Raw genomic sequence first — 24942 nt, 5'->3', positions numbered from 1 at the left:
CTGCTGCACACCACGCTGGTCAGCGGCGAATGGGTCAATCAGACTATCGAGCCGATGCCCGAGTGCGGCGGCATGCTCGCCGCGGCCATCGACGGCCAGGACCGCATCCACCTGGTCTGGTACAAGTTCACGATGCTGGACAAGGCGACGCTCTCGCAGGTGATCTACGGGCTATACGACGGTGAATGGAGCTTCAGCCAGGTGCACGCCGGATCGCGCCTGCTGCGCGAGCTGCGCCTGGCGCTCGACAACGCGGACGAACCATGGGTGGCGTTCGTCGAGGAGGTCGGCGCCGAGAACGAGAACAACACGATCCACCTCTGCGCGAAAAACGGCTCGGCCTGGGACGACCTGACAATCGACGACTACTCGGGCCCGTCGTTCCTGGACTTGGAGATCGACTCCAGCGGCAGGCCGAACCTGTTGCTGCTCGACCCGTTCTCCTACGAGATCGCGCTCAAGATTCGGGACAACGGCCAGTGGCTGCACGAAAGCGTTGCCCAGCTTGAACAGCGGACCTACGTGATCGCCCTGGCCTTGGATGGCACGGACCGGCCGCACGTGGTGTTCACCGACCGCGAGGACAGCCAGGTCGATTCGCGGCTGTATTACGCCCTGGATATCGACCAGCAGTGGGTGAGTTCGTTGATCGACCCCGCGCGCCTGGGGTACGAGGCGGAGCTGAGTTGGACTTCGGCGGGCGAGCTGTACGCGCTGTACTCGGTGGACACCGAGCTTAAGATCGGCCGCCGCGTGGAGCAGTAGCCCAGCTATCGCCCTGGCGCACGACCCGGCCGCGGAATGGGACGTGTGGGAACCCTGCGAACTAGACCTGCAGGTCAGCGTGGGTGTAATGGGCGGGGGCCTATATTTCGTCGTGGCCGTTGGCCGGGCGCTGGACAACAAGGAGACCTGCCTGACCGAGAACGAGAGCGCCGATCCGACGCACGAATGGAGCTTCGATAACGACGCTTGGCACAAGCCCAGCCACTCCGGTGCCTGTATGGTACATACTGCGGTGCGACAGTAGGTAATTGGAAGCATTTTCGACCAACCCTTCCCACATAAGCGGGACGCATTTACAAAACCCTACAATATTAGTAACTTAGAATATTTTAAATGATTGACGAAGCGGTTGTAAGGGACTATTATAGTAGTTAGAAAATTGTTTTATGAGTCAATAGGAGATTGGCAATGACAAGCAGGCACGCTGGTTACATCGTGCTAACGTTTAAATTCCGTAAAGAGCAGGACGGGATTTGGACCGCAGAATGCATCGAATTGGGTACGGCGACCTTCTCGCGTACCCTCGAAAGGGTGCAAGCAGAAATCGAGGATTTAGTTACCTTACATCTTAATACGCTCGAAGATCTTGAAGAAAGAGACGCGTTTTTCGAGAGGCATGGGATTGAATTTCATCGTTCAAAACCAAAGAAAGCCACATGCACGGTTCCTGCCGATAAAACGAGCTTTATCCAGTGCTTTCCCCAGCGTATCCCCACACATCAATACGCCTAAGGTATGTCCAAGGATCTTCCTTCTATAAGCGGCAAGAAGCTGATAGCCTTATTACAGAAGGACGGCTGGGAGTCCGTTAGAAAAACAAACCATGGGATTTCTCTTTTTAAGAAATATCATTCGGGGAAAAAAATAACCGTCGTGCCGAATAAGAGGGGAATATTGCCTGTCGGCACGCTTAATGCAGTCTTGGGTCCCAAGCAAACAGGTTTGGGCCGCCGATGGTTAGCGAAACAACTTTCCGAATAGCCTGACCCACCACAGTATAGATCAACAGTCATAGCCCGTCCCCGGGCGCGGATGAGACGCGGCCATGACATACACCTCGATACTATTCCTCACGATCAGTCAATCAGCATCTCAATCCTCTCTGTCATTTCTGGAAACCCTTGCCTGCAATAGAGCTGATATCGAGGGCCGTGAGCCAGGTGGTCAGCGCATCGTCAAGCACACCGCCGGGGTGGACGTAGAGATAAAGTCCGGAGCTTAAGATCGGCCGCCGCGTGGAGCAGTAGCCCAGCTATCGCCCTGGCGCACGACCAGGCCGCGCTGGTGCAGACGCGCCAGGTGTTTGTCGATCATCTGCCGCTCCCAATAGCGCATCACCAGCGGCGCATAGGGGAACCCGCCGTAAATCGGCGATTGCTCCACGAGCTGATCGAGGGTCTGCGGGTTGCGCAGCAGCTCGATCAGCCGTGCATCGCGCTGGTCGATCACCGCGGCGTAGCGCACCAGCCGCCCGTCGATGTCGTCGCGCACAATCCCCTTGTGCGACGAGACAACGAGCTTGGGTTTCAGCGCGCGCACCAGCTCAATGGCGTCGAGCATTTGGTCGATGTCGCACTCGCGATGGCCGTACCACGGGCCGAAGCCGGTGAGGTCGATGTCGAATGTCAGGGCCACGCCGTGATGCGGCTCGAAGAATACGTAGGCGTCGTCCAAATGCCCCGGCGCGTGGATCGCCTGCAACTTTATTCGACCGAGCTGGAACTCGTGTCCGTCGTCGTAGAGATCGGTGAACCCTACCTCGCGCACGCCCGTGGCCTGCGTCACGAACTCGATCCACTGCTTCGCGATCTCGCCGGGCTCGGTCAGCCGCTGGGACTGCGGGTCAAAGCGCCAGAAGATCTCTGAGTGTTGCGACGGGCTGAAGATTCGACAGTCGTCGAACAGCCACAGCCCGCCCACGTGGTCCGGATGCGAGTGGCTGGCGATCACCAGTTCGGGAGTCCAGCGCTCGCGCAGGGCTCGCAGACGCTCGATGCCGCAGCCCGCGTCGATCAGCGCCTCAGTCTCGCCGCGCACCACGATGCAGTGGCTGCGGGGAAAGCGACCGTTGTCCTCGGCGGGCAACAGGAACATCCCCGGCACTATCGGCTGTAACTGCTCAAGTTCCATCTGTTGGAATTTAGCCGGGATCGATTGTTTGTTCTACCCACTCACTCCGCGTTTTTGGCCGGATGCTGCTTGGTGATGAACCGCGGCTTAATCAGCATCACCAGGGTCGGCAGCAGGATCAGTCCGCCGAGCATGCTGGTGATCATCCAGAACGCGAGCAGGATTCCCATCTCGGCCTGGAAGCGCAGATAGGAGAAGGCCCAGAACACCACGCCGGCGACCATCGTCGAGGCGGTGAACAGTACAGCCTTGCCCGCGGTCTTGATCGACTGCGCCGTGGCCGCGGCCAAATCGCCGCTGAGACGGAACTCCTCTTCGAGTCGGCCGATAACGTACAGCCCGAAGTCCACGCCCAGCCCGACCCCCAGCGAGATCACGGGCAGCGCGTTGACGTCCAGGCCGATGCCCACCGCGCCCATCACCGCGTAGGTCATGTAGTTCGAGACGGCGATCGGCACCAGGAAGAACAGGCCGGCCACTACCGAGCGGTAGATGATCGCGCAGAACAGGAAGACGATCATGAAGGCCACTATCGTCACTCGCGCCTGGGAGGCGACGATGGTCTCGTTGACCGCGGCGAGCAGCCCACCCATGTTGCCCGCCAGACGGAAGCGCGCCTGTTCCATCGGGTGCGCCTCAATGAAGCGCTGGGTGCGGGCGATCACCGCACGTAGGGTATCGCCCTTGTGGTCCGAGAGGTAGACCGAGATGTTGGCGTCTTTAAAATCGGTGGTGATGAAACGGTTGAGATCGCCGGGCTCGGCGTTGCCGAAGATCAGCTCGAGGTAGAGCGCGGCCTCGGTGTATTCGTTGGGGATCAGCTCGTAGAACGGGTGGCCGCGCTGCTGCACGCGGGTGACCATTGAGAGCAGGTCGGCGATCGAGCTGGTGGTCGTGACCTCGGGCAGCATCTCCAGGTCGCGCTGTAGCGCTTCCATGGTCTTGAGCACCTCGGGGTTTTTGATCGCCCCGGGGTCGCTGCCCTCGACCACCACGCTCATGATCTCGGTGTTGCCGAAGCGCTCGGCGATGTGCGCGGTGTCCTGGTTGTAGCTCGAACTCGGCCAGAGCAGCGGCGTGCCCGGATGCACGTCGCCGATCACGATCCGGTTGGCCATTAATAGGCCGATGCCGAAAACGACCAGCGCCACAACGACGATCACCCAGCGCTGCCAGCCCACGACCCAGCGGCCCAGGGTGCCCAACATGCGGTCGACCAGGTGTTCCTTGGCCGGCTTATCTTTGGGCGGCGGAATGTAGCTGAGCAAAATCGGGTTGAGGATCAAGTCCGAGACGATGATCGAGATCACCCAGAAGCTGCCCATCAGCGCCAGCTTCTCCATCAGCGGGATCGGCGTGACGATTACGATGAACACGCCCGCGGCGTCGGTGAATATCGAGAGCAGTCCGGGTTTGAGCAGCCCGGAGAAGGTTGCCACCGCGGCCTCTCGGCGATCGCGGCACTCGGCGTACTCCTCCTTGAAGCGGCCCATGAGTTGCACCGCGTGGCTGGTGGCCGTGGCGCTGATGATGAACGGTACGACAATCACCAGCGGATTGAAGTAGGCGTTAAACAGCCCGACCAGCAGGTCGCGGAAGTACGGATTGGCAATATGTTCGGTGACCCAGGGCTGCATCGTGGGGCGCAGCAGGTCGAGCACGCCGAGCATGCCCACGCCCCAGATCGCACTGACCGCCGCCGTGCTCAACGGAATCAGCACGCCGCGCAGGTCGCGGAAGTAGGCGAAGAGCACCAGCAGCGTAACCAGCACGGTGATCGCGAAGATGTAGCCCAGCTTGGGAAGCTGCTGGTAGACCGAGCCCAGCAGCACCGGCGCGCCGATCATCCGCACGCTGGTGTTCTCGTCCTCGACCGAGTCGGCAATATTGCGCAGTGCGGCGTAGAGCGTGTCGTCGACCGACCACGGCTGGTCCGCGGCGCGGTTGCGCAGCAGGGTCAAACGCTGCTCGACTTTCTCCTCGGTATCCGCGCCCTCTTTGGATGCGATCTCGCGCTCGATTTCGATCAAGGGCGAGCCGGGCGACTCGAGCCCCTTGTCAAAGAATCCGGCCACCACCAGCACGGCCTGGTCGTCGCGCGAGACCAGCGAGCCGTGAATCGTGCCCGTGGTGTAGACCGTCTGCCGCAGCTTGGCGATTTCCTCGGCGGTGCGCGGTACGTCGGGCCACATGATCGGGTCGGCGCGATAGGCCGGGTAGCCGTCGACGTCCTCGACCGAGATGCGCTTGATCTTGCGCTGGGCGATGGAAAGCACCTGGTAGTTGTTGACCGCGGGCAACAGCTCGAGCGCCTTGGTCAGCGTGCGCACCTTGGCCAGGGTCTCGACGTTGAACACGTCGCCGCTCTGGACCTCCAACGCCAGGATCACCACGCCAGCGCCGCCGAAGGTGTCCTGGTACTGGACGAAGGTCTCGACGTAGGGGTGGTTGCGCGGGAAGAGGTCGATGGTCGGGTTCTTGAACCCCACGCGCAGGGCCGCCAACAGGAACAGCGCCGTGAGCACGCTGAGGATGATCAGGATCGGCAGCCGGCGGCGGATTATAAATCGGCCCAGCCGCAGGGAGCTGGGATGAAGTGTCTCTCTAACGGTCTGCGTCATTGATACTCGCTGCTTTCCCAGGTTTTACCGCCATCGGCGGTGTAGAAGGAAGTACCCCTACCGCCGAGCACCACTCCGTGCTGCTCGTCGCTGAAGCTCACGGCGCGAAGCCAAATTACCGTGCCCAGCTCGCGCCGGGTCATCGTGCCGTTGTCGGCCTCGGCGAGCACTCCGGTGTCGCCGCAGATCCAAAGCGGGGATTGGGGGTTGAGGCGGAACACGTCGAACAGGTGCTGCTCCACGCCGCTGTCGAATTGTTGCCAGGTCGAGCCGCCGTCTTCGCTGCCGATCAGGGTGCCGTTGCGGCCCGCGGCGCGGATGTGCAGCGGATCGGGAAACTCAACCGCGTAAAGTGAAGCCTTGACCGGCACGGGCAGCGGCTGCCAACTGCGACCGCCGTCGCTGGTGCCGAAGATGTTGGTCAGTGCGGCCGCCTCGTCGCCCTCGAGCATCCACTCTTCCCAGCTGGGGTAGTCGCCGACGATCAGGCCGTTGTTCTCGTCGACGAACGAGACGTCGAACAGGTGCGCGCTGTACATGCTCTCGATAAAAGTCGTCTCCCAGCTGCTGCCGCCGTCGAGGGTCAGCGCCACGGTGCCAAAGCTGCCCACGGCAACCGCGTGCTGGGGCGAGATCGCCTCAACTCCGAACAGGTGCTGGCGCGCGGCCCCCTCGCCCTGGCCGGTCTCGATCCGTTGGGAGGTCCAGGTCTGACCACCGTCGACCGTGGAGACCACCAGGCCGCCACGGCCCACGACCCAACCGTGCAGCGCGTCGGCGAAGTCGACGGCAAACAGCGCGTCGTTGGTGTCGATCTGCTCGCGTTGCCAGTTGGCCCCGCCGTCAATCGAATGCAAAATGATTCCGGGGTAGCCCACGGCCCAGGCCTCGTTGGGGCTGACGAAGCTTACGTCGTATAGCCGATCGCGGCTGGTGATCGGTCTGGTGTCCAGTCCGAGCTGATCAGCGTCGATCCGGTTGCAGCCTGGAGCGACCGCGAGCAACAACATACACAGCAATATTGCCGCGGCCGGGCGCACCCCCGACGTCTTGGCGAACTTGATCAAATTTTTCTCCCCGCGCCTACTGTGCGAGCTTGCGCAGCTCGGAGAGTGTGAACAGGCTCGGCTCGAGCCCGACGTTGGCCTTCATCTCGTGCCAGACAAATGCCGTGGCGTGCTCGGACTGCAGGTCGACCATCAGCGAACCGGCAATGTTTCCCGGCATGCTCAACGGATCGGACGACTCGTCGAAACCGTTGACCTGAACCTTCCACAGCTGGCCCTTCTTGTCCCACATCTCTTTGATCAGGATCTGGTAGGTCTCGCCGTCGATGTAGAACACCATCTTGCTGTAGGGGTAGTCGCGGAACTTGGGAGTGGCCTGCACCACGTACATCGGCCGCGGCTCCCACTTCCAACGCGGATTCCAGTAGGGCGCATTCTTGAAGTCGAAGACCTTGTCCGCGTTGTCCAAGCCGTAGGGCGTACCCGAGTGCGCCGGGGCCAGCAGCACCTTTTTGTCAAGCAGCTCCCAGGTCATCCACTCGGCGAAGCCCATGTAGCCGCGCACGTCTTCGTAGAGCATGTCGGTGTTGTTCCAGGCGTCGCCGCGGGTGCCGAAGCTGAAGCGCGTGGCGCGGCGCTGCTGGGGTACGTAGATCCAGCCCTCTTGGTCTTTGGGCTCGTCAAAGCGGTGATACAGCGCGGTGAAGCCCTTCTTGTCCAGCGGTTTGCGACAGATCGTCATCGAGTGGTACTGGATGTTCGCCTTCTTCATGTCCTCGAAGTACGGCGGATCGATGTCGCTGCGGTTGAGGCTCTTGACGATGTACAGCCAGCGCCACTGCTCGGAGCGCTCGACGCCGCGCTTGGCCGAGACCCAGTAAACGCCGAACTCGTTGTCAGCGTCGTCGCCCGAGTAGTTGTAGTGGTAGTTCCAGGCGACCTCGACCCCGGTCTGCGGATTGGGGAACGGCAGGCCGCCGGTGTAACCCGAGAGCGCCCTCTGGCGCGCAGGCGCATTGGGGTCGCCCAGCTTGGTCATTCCCAACCCTTTGTTGGTGGCATCGATGTAGCCGTCGCTGGGCGCCTCGGGCCGGTAGTCGATCACGCGGAACTTCAGGTCGTAGTTGTTGACCAGCACCTGTACGCCCTGGGTGAGCATGTCCTTGACCTGATCCATGTTGGCCTTGGACACGGTGCTGACGCCCGGTTTGATTAAATCGGCGCTGAAACAGACCGTCTTGGTCCAGTTCTCGCGCGTTATCTTTTGTCCCTGGGCCGCCACCGAAATTGCCAGGGCCGCGGTGGCGATCAACAGGATCGTGATCAGCGTAATTTTTTTGATGCGTCTCATGGGCTCTTCTCCCTTGCTATCGTGCAGGCCTTGCGGCCGAACCCTAGTGAACAATCCGGGCTAGAACTGGAACTTGACCTTGGCGTAGGCCTCGTCGCGGTCGGCGAACAGCCCCAGGCTCTTATAGGGATCGGGGGCAAAGATGCCGTTGTAGCCGATCTCCAGCCGCCAATGGTTGCCGAAGGCGAACTTGTTGCGCACGCTGACAAAGCCGGTGAATCCGTCTTTCTCCTTGCCCGGGACGTAGGCCGCCACAACCATCGGCGAGTACATGCCGTGGAAGTAGTTGGTCAGCAAGGCGAGCACCACGGTCGAGCTGAACATGCTGGGCTTGCTCGAGTCGTAGCCCGGGATGGAGACGAGGTACCAGTTCTCGTTGGTCTGCGACGAACCGTCCTCGAAGGTCTCCTCGATGTAGACGTCCTCGGGGATGATCGTCTGCATGAACTGCGCCTGGACGATGATCGAGCTGGTGGGATTGATCCAGCGGATCATGCTCGGCCGCTGCAGCACCACCGCATAGCTGATCGTGTCGCGCTTCTCGCTGTAGAAGTCGGCGCGCAGCAGCCCTTCGTTCTCGGGCGAGGGATACCAGCCGCGGCCCGCGCCTGAGCGCGGATCGGCGCCCGGTCCGAGGTAGGAACTGACCGGGTAGGCCTTCTCGAACTCGTAGGCCGCTTCCATCCGCAGCACGGTGCTGATCGGCCGCGGGAACGGGAACTCCAAGCTCATTCCTGCGATCATCTCGCGCGGGAAGTCGAGGTAGACCTTGGCGATGTTGCGCCCCTTGGAGTCAACCTCGTTGCCGATCTCGGCGTACTTAGGTACCGGCGGGCTGAGCTGGTGTGTGTAGTAGTAGACCATCGTGTAGGTCAGGTTGCCCAGAACGCCCTTCCAGCGCGCGCCGATGCGGCTGTCCTTGAGGTCGTTGTCCGGGTAGAGGAAGACCTTCTCTTCGATGGCGATCGTCGAATTGGTGTCATTCTGGCAGGCGATCGGCAGGCCCCATGCGCCGACAAAGGTCAGCGGCACGGTCGCCGTATCTTCCGGGTCGTCGATCATCGGCACCCAGACGATCTCGAGGTTACCGCGTAGAGGCTGCACGTCGACCAGCGTTTTAAGAATCCACAGCGGGATGCGCTGGTCCTTGTAATCCTCGAACACCGACAGATGCCAGGTGCTGTCGGTGGGATTGACCACGTCCAGGGTGCGGTAGCTGCCGGTCTCGCCCCAGCTTACCTGCTGGCGGCCAACGCGAAAGTTGAGCCATGAGAAAGCGTCGAAGTCGACCCAGATCTCGCGCAGGTCGTTCTCGGTGTAGTAGTTCTCCTGGACCCAGCGCCGTTTGTCGCGCTTGACGGCCTGATCGTCATTGTAGGTCTCGTCGGCCCAAAACACCGGCACCTGGGCGTAGTTGTCGGCGTCGAGGCTTGCCGAGCGCACGCCGCGGAACTCGCTGTGGAGCCAGACGTTGTTGTGCGGCCGCCAGTCGAGCTGCAGAAACAGCGTATTGCGAAACGCCGACAGGTCGCCGAAATCCTCGCCGTGATCCACGGGGAAGCCCTCGGGGCCCTCGCGATTCGGATGTTCCTCGATGAACACACCGATGTGGCTCATCAGGTAGCCGCCGAGCTCAATGTCGCTCAGCTCGGCCGCTACGGGCGCGGCCGTTAGAATGATCGCAGCCAGTACAACCAAGGCCGGAACCGCATGTGCCCCTCTCATCTCATCCCCCTAATTCAATAGTCCGATGTGCCCGATCGAAACTCGTAATCGCGGACGGGCCGCCCTTCGCCGCATTGGTCGAAGGGCGACCGGCCCGCGTGTCTTACCGGTCCGCTAAATTACTCAGTGCAGAACGCCGCCATCGGGTTCGTTGGGTAATCAGCTTTGCTGAAGTAGACGTTCTGGATGCAAATTGTGTTGGCGAACGCCATTGGCAACGAAACCGTCTCTTCCTCCACGCCGTCGGGCGTGGCGGTGATGTCGTAGGCGCCGGGAGTCATTCCCAGGCTGGTGAAGATACCGTTGCCCGGGTTGGTGCCCTTGCTGTTGGCCGGCGTCGCAGCGTCGCGCGAGGTGGTCGGGATTTTGCTGCCTGTGGCGTAGTGAATGGGCTCGGGGCCCACCGGGTCGGTGGTCACAACCGCGCAGCCGATCTCGGTCTCGTCTGAGGGATCGCCCCAGTAGACCGCGCCGGCGATGTGCGTGTCGGCCGGGTCGTCGGTCACGCCCAGCAGTCCGAAGATCAACGATGCGGTGACGTTGGAGACGATCAGGAACTCCTCGCCGGTCGCGCCAACGGGGAAGCCGTACTGCAGAGTGTTACGGTAGTCGCCCTTGGAGGTGCGAATCGCGACATCGGTCACGCCATCGGGAATATTATCGATTGTGACCGAGCCATCGTTCTCGCTGAACCAGACGATCGCCGGGTCGAACTCCAGACCGCTGTCGTTCTGCAGTACCTCGACCATGGCCTGCGCCACCGGTTCGCTGGTCTGGAAATCGTTGACAAAGGCGCTCAAGGTTCCAGGTCCGCCGGTATCATCGTCGTCGTCCGTGTCATCGTCGCCCGTATCATCGTCACCGGTGTCGTCGTCGCCCGTATCATCGTCGTCGTCGTCACCCCCGCAGCCTGTGAATACCAGCGCCGCCGCTGACAGTGCCACCAGGGAGATCAGCAGTAACCAGATGAACTTCTTGAACATAACGATGCTCCTTTCAGACCGTGGATAGATAAAACACATGGATTGCGAAATCTTGTGCCAGCTGCATTTTCTGGGATGTTCGATCTATCCTCTCAACCAACACCATTCTTGTCAATTACAAAAAACTAACACTCATCGCACAGGCGTAAACTTTTCGCGCAAGCGTGCACACAGAAGCGTCACGCTCAAACACGCGCGTTTACAAATATTGAGAGTTCTACTTAGCCTTGGTTTCGGAACATTTGATCTGTTTGTCCATCTCGCGCAGGTTCTTCGACAGGTACCACCAGCCGTTTTTAAATCCCGCGTAATCCGGCCCGGACATGGCCGAGGCATAGCGCACGGAGCTGGCGTAGAACAGCCACTGGGAGATCCACTTGATCTCCAACGCCTCGTCAAAGGGATTGGTCTTGTCGGCCAACCCCAACTCCCAGGCGTGGACCATCAGCCCGGTGGCCGTGGCCACCATCTGATCGGTCTCGGCGATGGTGTTCTCGAGCCTGGCGAAATGTCCGGCAACATGCGTGGTCCCATGACACAGCGAGCACAGCGACTGCATCTGCGCCTGGCGTTGATCCGCGGTTTGCTCGTTGATCAGAAATCCCGAGGCCGGACGGTTGTCGAAAGTCGTGGGCAGCGACAGCCCGTCGGCGTTGCGGATCTTGGATGTGTCGCCGAGCACCGGCTGAGGATGGGCGTAGATTAGGCCGAAGATCCGCACCCACAGCCGCGAGCCGAAATCGTGGGTGCGCTCCACGACCAGCGTGCCCTCCGGGGTTTGCAGCGCGCTGGCATGGCATACGGCGCAGGTCGGCGCGCGAAAGTCGCGGCCCACGGTCCAGGGCACGGCGTCGAAATCATAATCCTGTTTCAGCGAGCTGTAGATGTTGCCGTGCTTGGACTCCAGATAGACGTTGTAGGCCGGCACGTCGGGCTCGAGGTGGCACTGGCCGCAGGTGTGCGGCTTGCGCGCGATCTCGATCGAGAAACCGTGTCGCGGATGGCAGGAGCTGCACGAACCCATTGAGCCGTCGGGATTGATGCGGCCGACCCCGTTGCTGGGCCAACCCACGTATTGCGGCCGCAACTGCTCGCCGTAGTCGGTCTGGACCGCAACCGTACCGGTGAACGTAACCTTGGTGCCGTGGCAGGCAAAGCAGTTCTCGGCCTTGGTCTGGTCGGTGGCGGTGAGCTGTTGCAGCTCGCCCTCGCGCAGGCGCTTGGGGCTGTCGATGGTGTTGACCAACGCCGTGAACAGCGAGTTCTTGGCCAGGTTGCCCCAGGCGTTGCCCATCTTGGATTTGGCGTACTGCTCCAGTTCCAGCGGATGGCACACGGCGCAGTCCGTCGGAGTGACGATGCTGCTGATGCGCAGGCCGAAATGCTCAACGCTGTCCGGATGCTGGTCCGCGCGCAATCCATGGCACTCGTAGCAGCCCACGGCCGTGTTCTCAAGCTCGTCGGGCACGCGCGCGGCCGAGATCCGGCGCTGGTTGACAGGCTGCTCCAAAGCCGTTGCGGGCGAGATTCGGGCGTGGCGGCTGTGCATCCAGTCCTGCACGATGCCCGGGGTCTCCAGGCTGTGGCAATCAAGGCAGAGCTGTGTGTTGGAGCTGTAGGGCGCAGTGTTCTGCGGCGCCTCTTGGGCCTGGACGAACAGCGCCGCACAGATCATGGCAACGATCAAGACCAATCCGCTAGGCCAACGTCTCATCGGAGTCTCCACTTGGGAATCACAATTGGGATTTATTATTTATAAGACCACTATCCCACTACTCCTGTCCACAACAAGACGGGATGCGGCTTTGAGCCGCCGCAAAACTCGCATGCTTCTCTGGTTGTAAAGAGAACGACCCACCCCGCGACGGCATCTTCGAGGTGCCCGTAAAACTCGCGTAGTACACAGGTCCAATTACAATGGGCCATCTCGCGACGAACGATATTTGTGGGGATTTTGAACATTGTTGAAAATAAAAATCCCCACCCCGTTTCGTATAGAAGCGGGACGGGGAATTGGGTTTGTGTATCGGTCTGTCTACTTACAGCGCGATGACCGCCACGGCGTTGCCCAGCACCACCTCGCCGTCCTGGTTGATCCCCTCGACCTCGACGGTTATCGAACTCTCATCGCGCGCCGTAACAACGGCCTTGAACGTCAGGTCGTCGTTGGGCTTAACCGGCTTTTTAAAGCGCACGCGCAGCTTCTTGATTTTGGCCGGATCGCCCGCCCAGCGCCCGAGCATCTTGGCGGCGAAGCCCATGGTGCAAAGGCCCTGGAGGATCGCTCCGCCGAGCCCGACCATCTTGCCGAACTCCGGGTCGATGTGGATCGGGTTGAAGTCTCCGCTGGCGCCTGCGTAGTAGATCGGCCGGTATTTGTCCACGGACTGGATCGCCTCGATCACGTCGCCGACCTTGGCCTGGTCAATGCTTACGTTAGCCATGATCTACCTCCGCACCACGAAGTTGTAGCGGCCGACAACGACCACCTGGTCGCCGCGCTTGGTCACGCACTCGCCAATGATGAAGTCCTTGTTGTCGTCCTTCTCGTAGATCTCCTTGACCGTGGTCTGAGTGACCAGTACGTCGCCGGGCCGCATCACGTCGAACCACTCGAACTCCTGCTCGCCGTGCACGAGCATCATGAAGTTCAGATCGATCTCCCGGTCGAACAGCAGTTTGGCGATGGCGTCGGCCTGCACGCGCACGACAAAAGTCGGCGGCGCAATGATGTCGCCGTGGGGGCTCGCCGCCGGGTCGAGAAACACCGGGCTGTCGTCTGTAAGCGCGACGGCGAATTCCTTGATCTTCTCCCGGCCGACCTCGTAGGTCACCGGCTCGTAGGTCTTCCCAATGAACTTGGGGTCGATCATGCTCCATTACCTCCCGGGCATGTGTGGCAAAGGAAGGAAGAGTGTCCAAATGTTGACATACTCAACCTATGGTCGGGCTGTCAAGTTCGATCGGTTTTATCGCGGCGCGGATGCTCAGCCGCCGCTGCTGATCGTGAACGATCCCTCGCCGGGCCGGCCGTGCAACGCCAGGCAGTTGCGCTCGGCGCTCCAAGTCCAAGTTCCCGGATCGAGGTGCAGCGGGTCGCCGCCCTCGACGAAATCCAGGCCGCCCACTGCCGTGGGCGCGGCCAGCTGCTCGGGCCAGACGATCTGCAGGATCAGCTCGGCCTGGTCGCCGTACGGTGTGCGCTCGATGCTCAGGGCGCTGTCGCCAACCTCAATGCGCAGCAGGCTGCCGTCGGCCAACGTGGTCGAGGAGACATCGAGCGGGAAGGCCCAGGCGTGCAGCAGCAGCGCCAGGTCGTCGGCCGTGGTCACCTCGTAATCCGGCGGAGGATCGGCCGGGGCGAAGCTGTCGACCGCCGGATCGACCAGCGGGATCAGCGCGCCAAGCCGCACGAACAGCGGGATCTGGTCCAACGCGGCCTCGACCGTGACCACCCGGCCGCCCTCGATCGGCCGTCCGCCAATGCGAAAGCCGCCGCTGCCCGCTCCGGACTCGTCGCCGTCGTATTCGGTCAGCGGCCACAGCTCGACCCAACTCCCCTGCGGCAGGTACAGCGTGCGCTGGCGCGCCCCCTGCTCGACCACCGGCGCCACCAGCAGATCCGGGCCGAACATGTAGGCCCAGCGCATCTCCCAGCACGCCGGGTCGTGGGGGAAGACCAGCAGCGGCGCGCGCATCAACGGCAGGCCGCTTTCGCGGTATTCCCAGGCCGCGTTGACGATGTACGGCACGAGCTGGGTGCGCAGCTTCTGGTAGCGCCGCACCACGTAGGTCAGCTGCGGGTCGTCCAGGGGCAGCGGCCGTTGCCCCTGGCTGATCTCCGGCGCGGTCATGTCGCGCATCAGGCCGCAGAACGCGCCGAACTCGTACCAGCGCGCGGTCAGCTCCACGGTGGGCGCGGGCGTGAGGTAGGCGTGATAGCCGCCGATGTCGCTGCCCCAGAAGGCAATGCCGCTCAGGCCGACGTTGATCCCCGCGCTGACCTGGGCCGGCAGCCCGTCGGCGAGGCTCCAGCCCGCGTTGGGATCGCCCGACCACATGGCGTAGGTCCAGTTCTGCGAGCCCACGTAGCCCGAGCGCACGAAGTAGACATAGTCCGGGGCCAGGCCGTCGAGGGGATCGTCGTCCAGGGCGCTGAAGAAACGGTAGCCCGAGCGCTGATAGATCAGCGGATAAGGGTTGTGCCAATAGTGGCCGCCGCGGCCGTCGGAGAAATAGGCGTCGGGCGGCGTGTACTCGCCGAAGTCGTACATCGTCCCGTCGTAGCCCAGGTCGAGGATCAGCTGCAGCACCGAGTGCCACCAGGCATCGACGCCCTCGTGGGTAAAATCCACGTGGCTGACGTGAAACTCCGCGAGGTTGATCAGGTTGAGGTACACGGTCTGGATGTAGCTGCGCCCCTCGGCGTCGCGCGTCAGGTGGCCCAGGGCGTCAGCCTCGTCCCACAGCTCGGGAAAATCATCGTGGTCGATCCGCGGCTGGAGGTAGCACAGGCTCTTGTACCCCAGGTCGTGCAGCGCGGCGTTGCTCGCGGCCAGGGCGTTTTCAGATCCGCGGTAGGAGCCCGAGGGCGTGATGTTGGTCCAACTGTGGGTCACGCTCGAGGGGATGTCCAGCTCGCGGAAGCGCCGCGCAACCTGCTGCATACCCAGGCCGCGATAGCCGACGAACATGTTCCACGGCGCCAGGGTCCAGCGCCGCGGCACCTGGCTGCGGCCGGTGCGCGCGGTGTATTGCTCGATCACGTCCGCGGGATCGGGACCGGCAAAAACGATGGCCTGCAGGGTGTCGGACTCCACGCTCACGCGCCAGATGTCGGAGTCGGAGGCGGCCAGATCGAACAGGCTGGGCTCGGGCACGTCGGCCAGAAAGCCGTAGCCCTGGTTGGAGATGAAGAACGGCAGCGGGCAGTACGAGCCGTCCTCGCCCGAGGGGAGCGTCCACTCCGGCGTGATCTCGGGAAACAGCGCCTCGAGGGTCGGGCGTAGCGATCCGGGCTCGATCCCGCCCTCCTCGAGCCAAGTCTCGAGCCGCTTGCCGCGCTGGTCCAGTCCGTTGAAGCGTTCGCCGAAACCGACGAAACGTTCCGTTTGCGGTGAGTAAAAGCTGAATCCCACGCGGTTGACGAAGTACGAGCCCGAGGCCACGCGCGCAGCAATGCGCACCGCGTTTTCATAGAACGGCCCGACCACGAACAGCGTCCGACCGCGGTCCACCGGATCGGCGCGAACTTCGATCAGCACCCGGTCATCGAGCACGCTGTAGTCGATCGCACGTAGGGAATGCGCCCATGGCTGATCCTCGCCGCTGTAGCCGCGATAGCCCCAGTACCAGTGGTTCCAATAGGCGCCATTGTTTTGGGTAAAGCTGATCGGCGCGAATCCGTCGCCCAGGGCCCCTTGTTGCGTGGCAAGGATCGTCGATCCGTCCGCCGCGCGCCGCACCTCGAATCCGAACGGGTCGAGGGTCACGCGTACTTCCAGCACCGGGCCGCTGATCAGCAGCGAGTCGTCGTACTCCTCAATCTCGATCCTTGCGGGATCGGGCGGCTGCTTCTGTGCGGGGATGCCCGGGATCAGAGGGTCCGCGGGCCGCACGGGCATCGACGGGCAGTTGTGCTGGGCGCAGGACTGCATGCAGAACAGGAAACTCTCGCAATTGGGCTGGTCGATGCACTGGCAGCCGCAGTCGACGTATCCGGGCATGTCGTAGCAGTTGTTCTCATTGGCCAGCCATTCCAGGCAGCGATCCGCGGACTGCCACCCTTCACAATCGACCAGCCCGGCGCAGAGCTGTTCGGCCCCGCAATCGCCCTCATCGTCGTCGTCGTCCGCCTCGGGCGCGCCTCCGTCGTCATCGTCCGCAGGGTCGTCTTCGCAGGCGGCCAGCGCCGTCAACAGCAACAGACTGCCGGCCAGAAGCAAGATCAGCAGCCGTTGATCACGCATGCCCTCCCCCTACTCGCAGAGTTTCCAGAGAAACTCGCGGCCGTCGACCTCCGCGCTGTAGATCGGCCGGCACGGTGCGCTGCGTTCGGGCACGAGCGGCGGGTCGTAGCCGACCATCGCGCACGGCGGGCGGAAGTAGGTCGCGCGGTACAGTCGGCGCTGCTCCGCGCTAAGCGGACGGATCTCGACCTCGATCGTCCCGTCCTGCGGCACGTTGGGGTCGAGGATCGCGTACTGCTCGCTGTGCGGAAATTGCAGCCAGCTGAAGTTGGCGGTCTCGCACACTAGGCTGTCCAGCGGCCCCGAGGGCTCGACGTTGTAGATGAACAGCCAACGCTCGTCTGGCGGCACGCGCCGGGCCAGATCTTGGGCAATGCGATTTTGATAGACCGTGTCCGAGGGCATCAGCAGGCCCACGTTGTTCATGTGCCCCAGCCAGTCGCGCACGGCCAGCGGCCACTGCGGCTGGGGCAGCAGCGATGGATTCATCGCCCAGAACGCCAGACAGGCCAGCAGGCCCGCGGCCACGCCCAGCACGGCGCGGATCGACCGCCAGGGGATCGACGCCAGGCCCACGGCCGCGATCGGAATCGCCCCGGCCACCGCGCCCAGATCGAAGTCATAGACCTTAGAGGCAAACGGCGTCATCACCGCCATCGGCCAGAGGGTCTGCAAGATCAGCAGCAACTTCTCCGCGCTGAAACGCCGTAAAAAGAACGGCAGCGCGATCACGAACGGCAGGGCCCAGACAAAGCTGAGCTGCACCACGAACAGCGTCGCCGGGTAGAACAGCCATTCGGGCAGCCGGTCGACCACAAACTGCGATTGCGAGCCGAACACGTCCTGCGCTCCCAGGGCCGCGATGTGGCTCGCCGTACGAAAGAAGTAGAAGTAGAGGTAACGGCCCGAGAGCGCCGTGGCGACCAGCGCCGCGATCACGACCTGTACGATCACGCGCCTAAACGCCTCGGGCTGTTTGCGCGCCTTGAGGATCGAGAACATGCACCAGAAAACCACGGGCAGCGATAGCGCCAACGGCGGAGTGCCGCGCTCGGCGAGGTTGGCCAGGGCGATCAGCGCGCCGACCAGCAGCCCGCTGCGGCGGCGGGTGAAGCGCTGGGAATACAGCAGCGCCCACAGCACGCAACCGATCATCGCCAGGGCCGGCAGGTTGGTAGTGAAGATCCGGCTGTAGCTCATAATGATCGGCGAGGTGGCGGCGATTGCCGCGGCGAGCAGCCCTGCCCCCGGACCGCTGAGGCGGCGACCGATGCCGTACATCGAGAGCAGCAGCAGCGCCTGGAACAGCGTGGCGGCGAACGCCATCTGCATGTAGCCGCGCCCCAGCAGCGCGGTGCACAGCCGCCCGGCCCAGGGCAGCAGCGGCGGGCAGCCGATCTCCTCGTCGGTCTGCATCGTCCACAGCCCCAAAAGCCCCGCGCCCGCAGTATGGAAGTAGACCCCCTCGGCGAAAACGTCGAGCTCGTCCAGTCCGCGCGGCGCGGATTTGTGCGCGATGAACGCCATGTTCGCGGTCAGACAGATCAAGATCAACCCGGCCAGGGCCAGGCGCACCGTGCGCTCGATGCGCGGCCTCGGCGGCTTTACGGTGTGCGGCACAGGCTCCATTGCACCTCTTGCCCGTCGATCACGTCGGCATACAGCGGTTGACAATTGGACGCGCGGTCGGGCAGCGGCAGATCCTGCTCAATAATGTAGGGGCACGAACGGCGCTTGTACACCTGCCGCAATTCGTCGCGCTGCTGCGGATCCAGATCCCATACATCGATCAGTAGCTCGGCGCCCTCGGGCCGCGCGCGGTCGATGCGCAGCATTTGATCGCTCTGCGGATAGTGCAGCCAGCCGAAGTTGCCGATCTCGCAAAACAGCGCGAACACCTGCTCGGATTGCGGCGCGTTGATCACGAATGCGTACTGCGGACCCACGGGCAGCCGTTTTTGGAGGCGGCGCTGCACAGCGTCGTGCAGCACCGGCGTGTCGTGGCCCAGCAGGTCGAAGTTGTTAAGCTCGGAAAGCCAGGCCCGCACCGGCGCGGGCCGCGGCGGATGCGGCAGCAACTGCGGCTGCAAGACCCACAACGAAAGCGCGGCCGCGCCCAGACCCAGGCCGACGGCCGCCCGCCGCAGGGTCGTACGCTCGATCGAACACAGCCCCACGGCGATCACCAGCGCCACGGCCGGGAATTTTCCCAAATCGTAGTTAAAGGTCTTGGTGGCAAACGGCGCCATCGCCACCATCGGCCACAGCGCGGCCAGGCCGATCAGCCCGCGCTCCGCGTCGAGCCGCCGCACGAACAGCGGCAGCGCGATCAGCAGCGGCAGGATCCAGATCAGGCTCAGTTGATGGGTCAGCATTGCCGCGGGGTAAAACAGCGGCTCTGGCAGCCAGTCGAGAATCCGGTGCACCTGGGGGTAGGCGTCGTTGGCTCCCAGGTTCGCGATGTGGTCCAAACGCCGGTTGAAGTACGACCAGAGGTACACGCCGCTCAGCGCCAACGCCAGGGCCGCGGCCGCGCCCATGCGCGCCAGCGTTTTAAGCCGCGAGCCGCCCTGGGCCCGCGCGCTGCGTAGCGAGACCACGGCCCAGTACAGCAGCGGCAAACTCAGCAGCAGCGGCGGCGTGCCGCGCTCGACAAGACAGGCCAGGCCCGTGAACAGCCCGGCGAGCAAGCTGTAATTCCATTTTTGAAACCGCTCGGAGCGCAGCAGAGCCCACAGCACCAATCCCTCGAGGGCCACGGCTGGAATATTTGTGATCAGCACCCGGCTGTAGGCCATAATCGCCGGGGTCGTGGCCAGCACGCAGGCTGCCAGCAGGCCGCACCATTCGCCGCCAAAGCGGCGGCCGACGTCGAACAGCGCCAGCAACAGCGCCAGCTGGAACAGCGTAGGGATCAGCGCCAGGCTCAGGTAGCTGGGGCCGAAAATCGATGTTGTCAGCCAGCCCAGCCAAGGCAGCAGCGGCGGAAAGTTGATGAAGTCGTGCGGCTGGGCAGTAAACAGTCCGGCAGCGCCGTAGCCCTGGGTGATGTAGATCAACGTGCCGGAGAACACGTCGAGCTCGTCGGGACCGCGCGGCGCGGACTTCATCGCGATCGACGCCAGGTTGCCAACCAGCACGATCAGCAACAGCCCGGCCAGGGCGATCCGCGCCGGACCGAACGCGCGCTGCGGCGAACTCACAACGCGCCCGCCCAGCGGCAAAGGCTCCAGCGTACCTCGACCCCGTCGAGCTCGTCGGCGTAGACCGTGCGGCAGCAGCTCCCGCGGTCGGGCAGCGGCAGCGGATCGCGGATTATGTAGGGGCACGAGCGGCGTTTGATCAGCGAAGCGAACCGATCGCGCTGCGCCGTCGTGGTCTCCCAGACGTCGATCAGCAGCGGCGCGTCCGCGGGCAGTTGCGGGTCGATCAGCGTCACCTGGTCCGCGTCGCCGTAGTGCAACCAGGCGAAGTTGCCGATCTCGCAAAACAGCGTCCGCACCCGACCGTCGTCCGGCGCATGGATCACGAACAGGTAGTGCGGACCCGGCGGGATGCGCTGCTCGAGCCGTCGGTAGGTCGCGTCCTGAAACACCGGCTGGTCCTGAGTGCGCAGATCAAATTTGTATAAGTCTTCGAGCCACAGCCGCACCAGCGGCGGGTACTGCGGATGGGGCAGCAGGTCGGGCTGGATAAACCAGAACATCAACAGCGCCGTGCCGAACCCCAGGCCCAGGGCCGCACGGCGCAAACGCGGCCGGTTGATCGCGCCCAGGCCCACGCCGAGCACCAGCGCCGCGCCGATCAACGTGCCCAAATCGAAGTCAAAGTACTTGGTGGCGAACGTCGACATGATCGCCATCGGCCAGACCATCACCAACAGGATCAGGCCGCGCTCGCCCTCGAGCCGTCGCAGGAAAAACGGCAGGGCGATCAGCAGCAGCAATCCCCAAGCGTAACTTAACTGATGGGTGAACAACGCCACGGGATAGAACAGCGGCTCGGGCAGAGCGTCGAGCCAGCTTCCCACCGAGGGAAAGAAATCGTCCGAGGCCAGCTCGGAGATGTGATCCAGGTTCTGCCGCAGGTACTGCCGCAAATACAGGGCGGAAAGCGCCAGGGCGATGGCAACAGCGCACAGGCCGCGGCCCAGCACGCGCAGCAGCGCCCGGCGGCGACGGCGCACGCTGTACAGCGAGAGCAGTGCGTAGTACAGCAGCGGAACGCTCAACAGCAGCGGCGGCGTGCCGCGCTCGGAAAGCAGCGCCAGGCCCAGCACCACGCCGACCAGCACTCCGCTGCCCCGCCGCGTAAAGCGCTCGGAGTACAGCAGGCTCCAAATCACGCAGGCCGCCATGGCCAGGGCCGGCACGTTGGTCATAAAGGTGCGGGCAAAGGGCATCACGATCGGCGAGCAGGCCACTACGCAGGCCGCGAGCAGCCCCTCCACATCGCCGGCCAGCCGCCGACCGATGTTGAAGACCGCCAGCAGCAGCAACGCCTGAAACAGCGTGACCACCAAGGCCATCGCCGCGTAGCTCGGGCCGGCCAGCTCGCGGGCGATCCAGCCTGCCCAGGGCAGCAGCGGAGGCATGTTCATGAAGTCCTGCGGCTGAGCCGTGAACAGCCCGGCCAGGCCGTAGCCCTGAGTAATGTAGATCAGCGTGCCCGACCACACGTCGAGCTCGTCCACGCCGCGCGGGGCCGACTTGTAGCTGATAAAGATCCAGTTGCTCACGCCCAGCAGCACGATCAGGCCGACCAGCGCAACGATACTGATACGCCTGGTGGTCTTTGGATTGCCGGGCAACAGATCCATCAGTTCCTCGCGGTTAGATCGGCGATACGTCAAGCCGTGAATATATAACATTCAACTTTTACTTGACATCGCCCCCTGATCTGAGATCCTAAAAACGCCCCGAAAATAGGGCGAATCGATATTGACCGGGAGGTCTGGAATGAAAATCACGCCGCTGGACATCCAGCAGCAGCAGTTCAAGAAAAAAGGCGGCCGCTACAACGCGGCCGAGGTCGACAGTTTCCTCGAGCTGGTGCGCGCCGAATTGGAGAGCAAAATCGGGCAGAACGAGGAGCAGCGTGAGCGGCTGCGCCAACTCGAGAACCAAATCGCAGCGCTACGCGAGCAGGAAAACACGCTTAAATCCGCATTGCTATCCTGCCAACGCGTGACCGACGACATCATCGCCAACGCCCGCAAAGAGGCCGAGGTGATCGTGGCCGAGTCCAAGCTGCGCGGCGAGCGACAGATCGACCAGGCGCACGCCGAGGTCGCGCGGGTCAGCGAGGAGATCAACGAGCTCAAGCGCCAACGCACGGTGCTCGAAGCCAACCTGCGTGGGATCATCGACACCCACCGCAAGCTGCTCGAGGGCCTCACCGAGCAGGCATCCGAGTCCGACGCCGACGCCAAGAAGGTCTCGCAGCTCAAGTAGCCCGACAATGTTGGAGATCGCCCAAGGCGAGGGCTGGATCGAGTTCAGCGTCTCGGTTACGCCGCGCTCGCACCGCGACCAGCCCGCGGGTGTGGTCCAGGGCGCGCTCAAGCTCAAACTGCGCGCAGCGCCGGTCGAGGGCGAGGCCAACAAGGCGCTGATCAAACTGCTGGCCAAGACCTTGGGCGTATCCAAGTCCTCGGTGAATATCGTCTCGGGCCAGAGCTCGCGCCGCAAACGCGTGCGGATCGCCGGTCTGGAGGCTCGAGTGCTGCGCGAACGCCTGGGCATCGGAGCCGATTGATCGGCACGCTGCTGCTCGCGTTACTTTTGGGCGCGGGCCGCGCCGATTGGCTGCTGATCCAGACCGATTACGCCACGATCCACTATCAGCGCTCCGACTCTCTGGCCGCCGAAAAACTGGCTCAGATCATCCCACCCACGGTGCAGCGCATTGAGCGCGACTTGCAGTTGCCGCGCCAGCCGCGATTCAAGGTCTATCTGGCGCCGGATCGGTCGACCTACGACGAGATCTCGCCGGGCCGCACTCCGCCGCAGTGGTCCGTGGGCTGGGCCCGGCCCGAGTCGGGCCTGATCGTACTGCTTAGCCAGAACGCGGCGCGCGGCGAGGGGCGCGAGCTGTTGACGACTCAGGTTTTGGTGCACGAGCTGGCGCACCTGATGCTGCACGCCAAGCTCGGCGGCCGCGACGTGCCGCGCTGGCTCGAGGAGGGCTACGCCAAGACCGCGGCCCGCGAGTGGAGCCTGGGCACGGCCACGACCCTGACCTGGGCCGTGGTGCGCGGACGGCTGATCCCCCTGGCCCAGCTGGTCCAACGCTTCCCCGAAGACGAGCCGCGCGTGCACCTGGCCTACGCCCAGAGTCAGAGCTTCGTCGCCTTTCTGCTCGACAATTTCGGTCCCGAGGGCTTGGGCCGCTTTCTCGAGCTGCTGGCCCAGGGCCTGCCGGTGGAGATCGCCTGCGAACGGGCCCTGGGGCGCGACATCCACGCGCTAGAGCACGATTGGCGCCGCTACCTGGAGCTGCACCACACCTGGCTGGGGCTGTTCCTCTCGCGGCGTTGGGTCTGGGCCCTGACCTCGCTGCTGATGCTGTTCGCAGCCGCGATCTCGCTGGTGCGCCGCAGACGCAAGCTGCGCGCGATGGAGCTTGAGGAGCGCTTCGAGCACGACGACGACCTATCAGGGCTGCTGCACTGACCCGGATTACTCGCTGTGCCAGAGGCTCTCGAACAGACCACCGGAGAGGCGCGACCCGAGGTAGTTGACCGCCAGCCACAGCGGCCGGGTCCGCGGGCGCTCTGCGCCCTCCCACGCCCTTTGGGCCGCCCGGACATAGTCGAAGGTGTAGATCCCGGAGTGCGCGGTGTTGATGTAGGCGATCCCCGTCTCGGGGTCCAGGACGATTGAGCGCTGCCAGGGCGCGGCCCGCAGCCGCGCCAGCAGCGACCTGTCGCGCAAGTCGAATATCTCCACATAGCTGCTGAACCCGCCGCAGACCAGCAGCTCTCGCCGACTGTCGACCGCAGCCACGCGCACCCCGGGCGCGGCGGTCAGACGCTCGACGATTTCGAACCGCTCCAGGTCCACGGCCAGCAGACAGGCGGCGGGGGGCACCGGAATCCAGCACAGGTCAGACTGCGGATCGATGGTCATCCGCTCGCCGCCCCTGCCGATCTCGAGGCTGCGCAGCTCCCGCAGGTCGCGCAGGTCGAGCTCGATCAACAGTCCGAGCATCTCGACGATGGCGTAGACCCTATCGCGTACTGGGTGCAGCACCGACCCCTTGGATGTGCCGCCGGGCCAGCGGTACTCGGCCTGCGGCAGCGGCGACGAGAAGACGTAGGCCAGCAGGCCGCTGTTCTCGCTGTCCACGATCAGGTCGTGGATCCGGCCGGGCAGCAGCGGCCGCACCGAGCCGTGGGCGCTACCGCCGAGGCGGCCGATTTTGCTTAGCACCCTCCCTGTCGGGTCCACGACCCAAAGGGTCAGCTCGTCGCGCTCCACGAATAGAATTCCGCCGTTGGGCAGCAGTGCCACTTCCTGCACCTCATCCGAGTGCAGGTCGATACTCTGACAGCGGCGATCGTCGATGGGCAGATCGAAGCGATAGACGCCCTTGTATTTGGTCGTGGACCAAACGGTCGAGCGACCTTTGTCGAGCAGCACCTGATAGCCCGTATAGTTCGAGGCCAAGCTCACCTCGGGCGAGGGATCGGGGAGCAGGTCGAAGCTCGGCGGCGCCAGGAACAGCGCGGCCAGGGGCGCGGCAGCCACCAAAGCGGCGCTGAGCAGGCGCGAGCATGCGCGCATCAGCCTCCCCATGCCCTGTCCCGTGCTCGTCGCGGCGTACAGCGGCAACAGCAGGAACAACGCGCCGCGCCACAACGTCGGCCGACGCTCGCCGCGTGCCGCCGCCCAGGGCGCCAGAGCCATATTCAATGCACACCAGGCGCAGGCCGCGAGCAACAGCGCGTTCACGGCATAGGGCGGACGCCTGTAGCACAGTACGGCGGGAACCAGCACGATGCTGGCGGCGATTATCGACGCGACGATGCGCAACGCGGCCGGGCCGCGTCCCAAGGCCGCTGTCGGCCAAACCAGGGCGAGGGTGAACAGGCAGCAGCAGTAGAGGCTCAGGGCCTCGACCAGGTCGATTTGGGCCAGGAGGATGATCGCCAGGCTCACGTTGCGCGCCGCGTACAAGGTCACGGCACACAGCCCGCAGTACAACGCCGCCAGTACGACCCAGTGCCGAATCGGTTTTTCCGACCCCCGGCCAGGGGACGCTTTTGACGGCTGCATAGGCTCTTCCCCGCTTGACGATGGAAGGGCATCCAATCTTGTTTTCTTCTGGCGGTCAAGCTTTCATCCGGAGTAGGATATCTTTCCAATT

At 63.5% G+C, this 24942-nt stretch carries 20 protein-coding genes; 6 read left to right on the top strand and 14 right to left on the bottom strand.

The genetic code is table 11. The features are described from left to right. The 3 genes from P9M14_01220 to P9M14_01210 all read left to right on the top strand — a co-directional run. A partial coding sequence (locus P9M14_01220) for a hypothetical protein (GenBank protein ID MDP8254346.1) occupies window positions 1-765 on the top strand: 765 nt, incomplete at its 5' end. Between the two features lie 43 nt (window positions 766-808). Then, complete coding sequence (locus tag P9M14_01215) at window positions 809-1030, top strand: hypothetical protein (GenBank protein MDP8254345.1); 222 nt, start codon at window positions 809-811, stop codon at window positions 1028-1030. A gap of 164 nt (window positions 1031-1194) precedes the next feature. Then, window positions 1195-1518: a hypothetical protein gene (locus tag P9M14_01210; protein MDP8254344.1), complete on the top strand. Its 324-nt coding sequence runs from the start codon at window positions 1195-1197 to the stop codon at window positions 1516-1518. Window positions 1519-2004: 486 nt separating this feature from the next. Here P9M14_01210 and P9M14_01205 read toward each other — a convergent pair whose 3' ends face one another. The 13 genes from P9M14_01205 to P9M14_01145 form a co-directional block, all read right to left on the bottom strand. After that, entirely contained in the window at window positions 2005-2916 is a 912-nt protein-coding gene (locus P9M14_01205) for an MBL fold metallo-hydrolase (GenBank protein MDP8254343.1), read from the bottom strand. Between the two features lie 41 nt (window positions 2917-2957). Beyond that, a complete protein-coding gene (locus tag P9M14_01200) occupies window positions 2958-5537 on the bottom strand; it encodes an MMPL family transporter (GenBank protein MDP8254342.1) in 2580 nt (859 codons plus the stop codon). Beyond that, window positions 5534-6604, bottom strand: a complete 1071-nt coding sequence (locus tag P9M14_01195; protein MDP8254341.1) for a YCF48-related protein — start codon at window positions 6602-6604, stop codon at window positions 5534-5536. Before P9M14_01195 ends, P9M14_01200 begins: the two co-directional genes overlap by 4 nt. 16 nt (window positions 6605-6620) lie before the next feature. Then, the gene (locus P9M14_01190; protein ID MDP8254340.1) at window positions 6621-7895 is read right to left on the bottom strand and encodes a DUF1329 domain-containing protein; all 1275 of its coding nucleotides are present in this window, start codon (window positions 7893-7895) and stop codon (window positions 6621-6623) included. Between the two features lie 60 nt (window positions 7896-7955). Next, window positions 7956-9620, bottom strand: a complete 1665-nt coding sequence (locus tag P9M14_01185) for a hypothetical protein (GenBank protein MDP8254339.1) — start codon at window positions 9618-9620, stop codon at window positions 7956-7958. A 119-nt stretch (window positions 9621-9739) separates the two neighbouring features. Further along, window positions 9740-10603 (bottom strand): hypothetical protein, encoded by an 864-nt coding sequence (locus P9M14_01180; GenBank protein ID MDP8254338.1) that lies wholly within the window; start codon window positions 10601-10603, stop codon window positions 9740-9742. Between the two features lie 217 nt (window positions 10604-10820). After that, complete coding sequence (locus P9M14_01175; protein MDP8254337.1) at window positions 10821-12317, bottom strand: multiheme c-type cytochrome; 1497 nt, start codon at window positions 12315-12317, stop codon at window positions 10821-10823. 325 nt (window positions 12318-12642) lie between these two features. Next, complete coding sequence (locus tag P9M14_01170) at window positions 12643-13047, bottom strand: MaoC family dehydratase (protein MDP8254336.1); 405 nt, start codon at window positions 13045-13047, stop codon at window positions 12643-12645. Window positions 13048-13050: 3 nt separating this feature from the next. After that, the gene (locus tag P9M14_01165) at window positions 13051-13476 is read right to left on the bottom strand and encodes a MaoC family dehydratase N-terminal domain-containing protein (GenBank protein ID MDP8254335.1); all 426 of its coding nucleotides are present in this window, start codon (window positions 13474-13476) and stop codon (window positions 13051-13053) included. A 114-nt stretch (window positions 13477-13590) separates the two neighbouring features. Next, complete coding sequence (locus P9M14_01160) at window positions 13591-16572, bottom strand: glycoside hydrolase family 31 protein (GenBank protein ID MDP8254334.1); 2982 nt, start codon at window positions 16570-16572, stop codon at window positions 13591-13593. Between the two features lie 9 nt (window positions 16573-16581). Next, window positions 16582-18201, bottom strand: a complete 1620-nt coding sequence (locus tag P9M14_01155) for a glycosyltransferase family 39 protein (protein MDP8254333.1) — start codon at window positions 18199-18201, stop codon at window positions 16582-16584. Then, window positions 18177-19775: a glycosyltransferase family 39 protein gene (locus P9M14_01150; protein MDP8254332.1), complete on the bottom strand. Its 1599-nt coding sequence runs from the start codon at window positions 19773-19775 to the stop codon at window positions 18177-18179. Before P9M14_01150 ends, P9M14_01155 begins: the two co-directional genes overlap by 25 nt. Then, window positions 19772-21391 carry a glycosyltransferase family 39 protein gene (locus P9M14_01145; protein MDP8254331.1) on the bottom strand — a complete coding sequence of 540 codons (1620 nt, stop codon included), beginning with the start codon at window positions 21389-21391 and terminating at the stop codon, window positions 19772-19774. The genes P9M14_01150 and P9M14_01145 overlap by 4 nt, the downstream gene beginning before the upstream one ends. Before the next feature lie 139 nt (window positions 21392-21530). On the opposite strand from P9M14_01145, the gene P9M14_01140 reads away from it, so the two are divergent. From P9M14_01140 to P9M14_01130, 3 genes are read left to right on the top strand one after another with little or no spacing between them, the layout of a single operon-like run. Then, window positions 21531-22025: a DivIVA domain-containing protein gene (locus tag P9M14_01140; protein ID MDP8254330.1), complete on the top strand. Its 495-nt coding sequence runs from the start codon at window positions 21531-21533 to the stop codon at window positions 22023-22025. 7 nt (window positions 22026-22032) lie between these two features. Beyond that, window positions 22033-22329, top strand: a complete 297-nt coding sequence (locus tag P9M14_01135) for a DUF167 domain-containing protein (protein ID MDP8254329.1) — start codon at window positions 22033-22035, stop codon at window positions 22327-22329. Beyond that, window positions 22326-23246 carry a peptidase MA family metallohydrolase gene (locus P9M14_01130; GenBank protein MDP8254328.1) on the top strand — a complete coding sequence of 307 codons (921 nt, stop codon included), beginning with the start codon at window positions 22326-22328 and terminating at the stop codon, window positions 23244-23246. The genes P9M14_01135 and P9M14_01130 overlap by 4 nt, the downstream gene beginning before the upstream one ends. A gap of 6 nt (window positions 23247-23252) precedes the next feature. On the opposite strand, the gene P9M14_01125 is transcribed toward P9M14_01130, so the two are convergent. Further along, window positions 23253-24851 (bottom strand): hypothetical protein, encoded by a 1599-nt coding sequence (locus tag P9M14_01125; protein MDP8254327.1) that lies wholly within the window; start codon window positions 24849-24851, stop codon window positions 23253-23255. Between the last annotated feature and the right edge of the window lie 91 nt (window positions 24852-24942).

Source organism: Candidatus Alcyoniella australis (assembly GCA_030765605.1).
Classification (GTDB): Bacteria; Lernaellota; Lernaellaia; order JAVCCG01; family Alcyoniellaceae; genus Alcyoniella; species Alcyoniella australis.
This window is presented reverse-complemented; position numbering and strand designations above follow the sequence as displayed.

Excerpts from the sequence above, each read along its gene's own strand:
- P9M14_01145 (MDP8254331.1), bottom strand. The coding sequence starts at position 21,391 with ATGGATCTGTTGCCCGGCAATCCAAAGACCACCAGGCGTATCAGTATC.
- P9M14_01185 (MDP8254339.1), bottom strand. The coding sequence starts at position 9,620 with ATGAGAGGGGCACATGCGGTTCCGGCCTTGGTTGTACTGGCTGCGATC.
- P9M14_01170 (MDP8254336.1), bottom strand. The coding sequence starts at position 13,047 with ATGGCTAACGTAAGCATTGACCAGGCCAAGGTCGGCGACGTGATCGAG.
- P9M14_01140 (MDP8254330.1), top strand. The coding sequence starts at position 21,531 with ATGAAAATCACGCCGCTGGACATCCAGCAGCAGCAGTTCAAGAAAAAA.
- P9M14_01205 (MDP8254343.1), bottom strand. The coding sequence starts at position 2,916 with ATGGAACTTGAGCAGTTACAGCCGATAGTGCCGGGGATGTTCCTGTTG.
- P9M14_01175 (MDP8254337.1), bottom strand. The coding sequence starts at position 12,317 with ATGAGACGTTGGCCTAGCGGATTGGTCTTGATCGTTGCCATGATCTGT.
- P9M14_01125 (MDP8254327.1), bottom strand. The coding sequence starts at position 24,851 with ATGCAGCCGTCAAAAGCGTCCCCTGGCCGGGGGTCGGAAAAACCGATT.
- P9M14_01200 (MDP8254342.1), bottom strand. The coding sequence starts at position 5,537 with ATGACGCAGACCGTTAGAGAGACACTTCATCCCAGCTCCCTGCGGCTG.
- P9M14_01165 (MDP8254335.1), bottom strand. The coding sequence starts at position 13,476 with ATGATCGACCCCAAGTTCATTGGGAAGACCTACGAGCCGGTGACCTAC.
- P9M14_01190 (MDP8254340.1), bottom strand. The coding sequence starts at position 7,895 with ATGAGACGCATCAAAAAAATTACGCTGATCACGATCCTGTTGATCGCC.
- P9M14_01210 (MDP8254344.1), top strand. The coding sequence starts at position 1,195 with ATGACAAGCAGGCACGCTGGTTACATCGTGCTAACGTTTAAATTCCGT.
- P9M14_01160 (MDP8254334.1), bottom strand. The coding sequence starts at position 16,572 with ATGCGTGATCAACGGCTGCTGATCTTGCTTCTGGCCGGCAGTCTGTTG.
- P9M14_01135 (MDP8254329.1), top strand. The coding sequence starts at position 22,033 with ATGTTGGAGATCGCCCAAGGCGAGGGCTGGATCGAGTTCAGCGTCTCG.
- P9M14_01155 (MDP8254333.1), bottom strand. The coding sequence starts at position 18,201 with ATGGAGCCTGTGCCGCACACCGTAAAGCCGCCGAGGCCGCGCATCGAG.
- P9M14_01180 (MDP8254338.1), bottom strand. The coding sequence starts at position 10,603 with ATGTTCAAGAAGTTCATCTGGTTACTGCTGATCTCCCTGGTGGCACTG.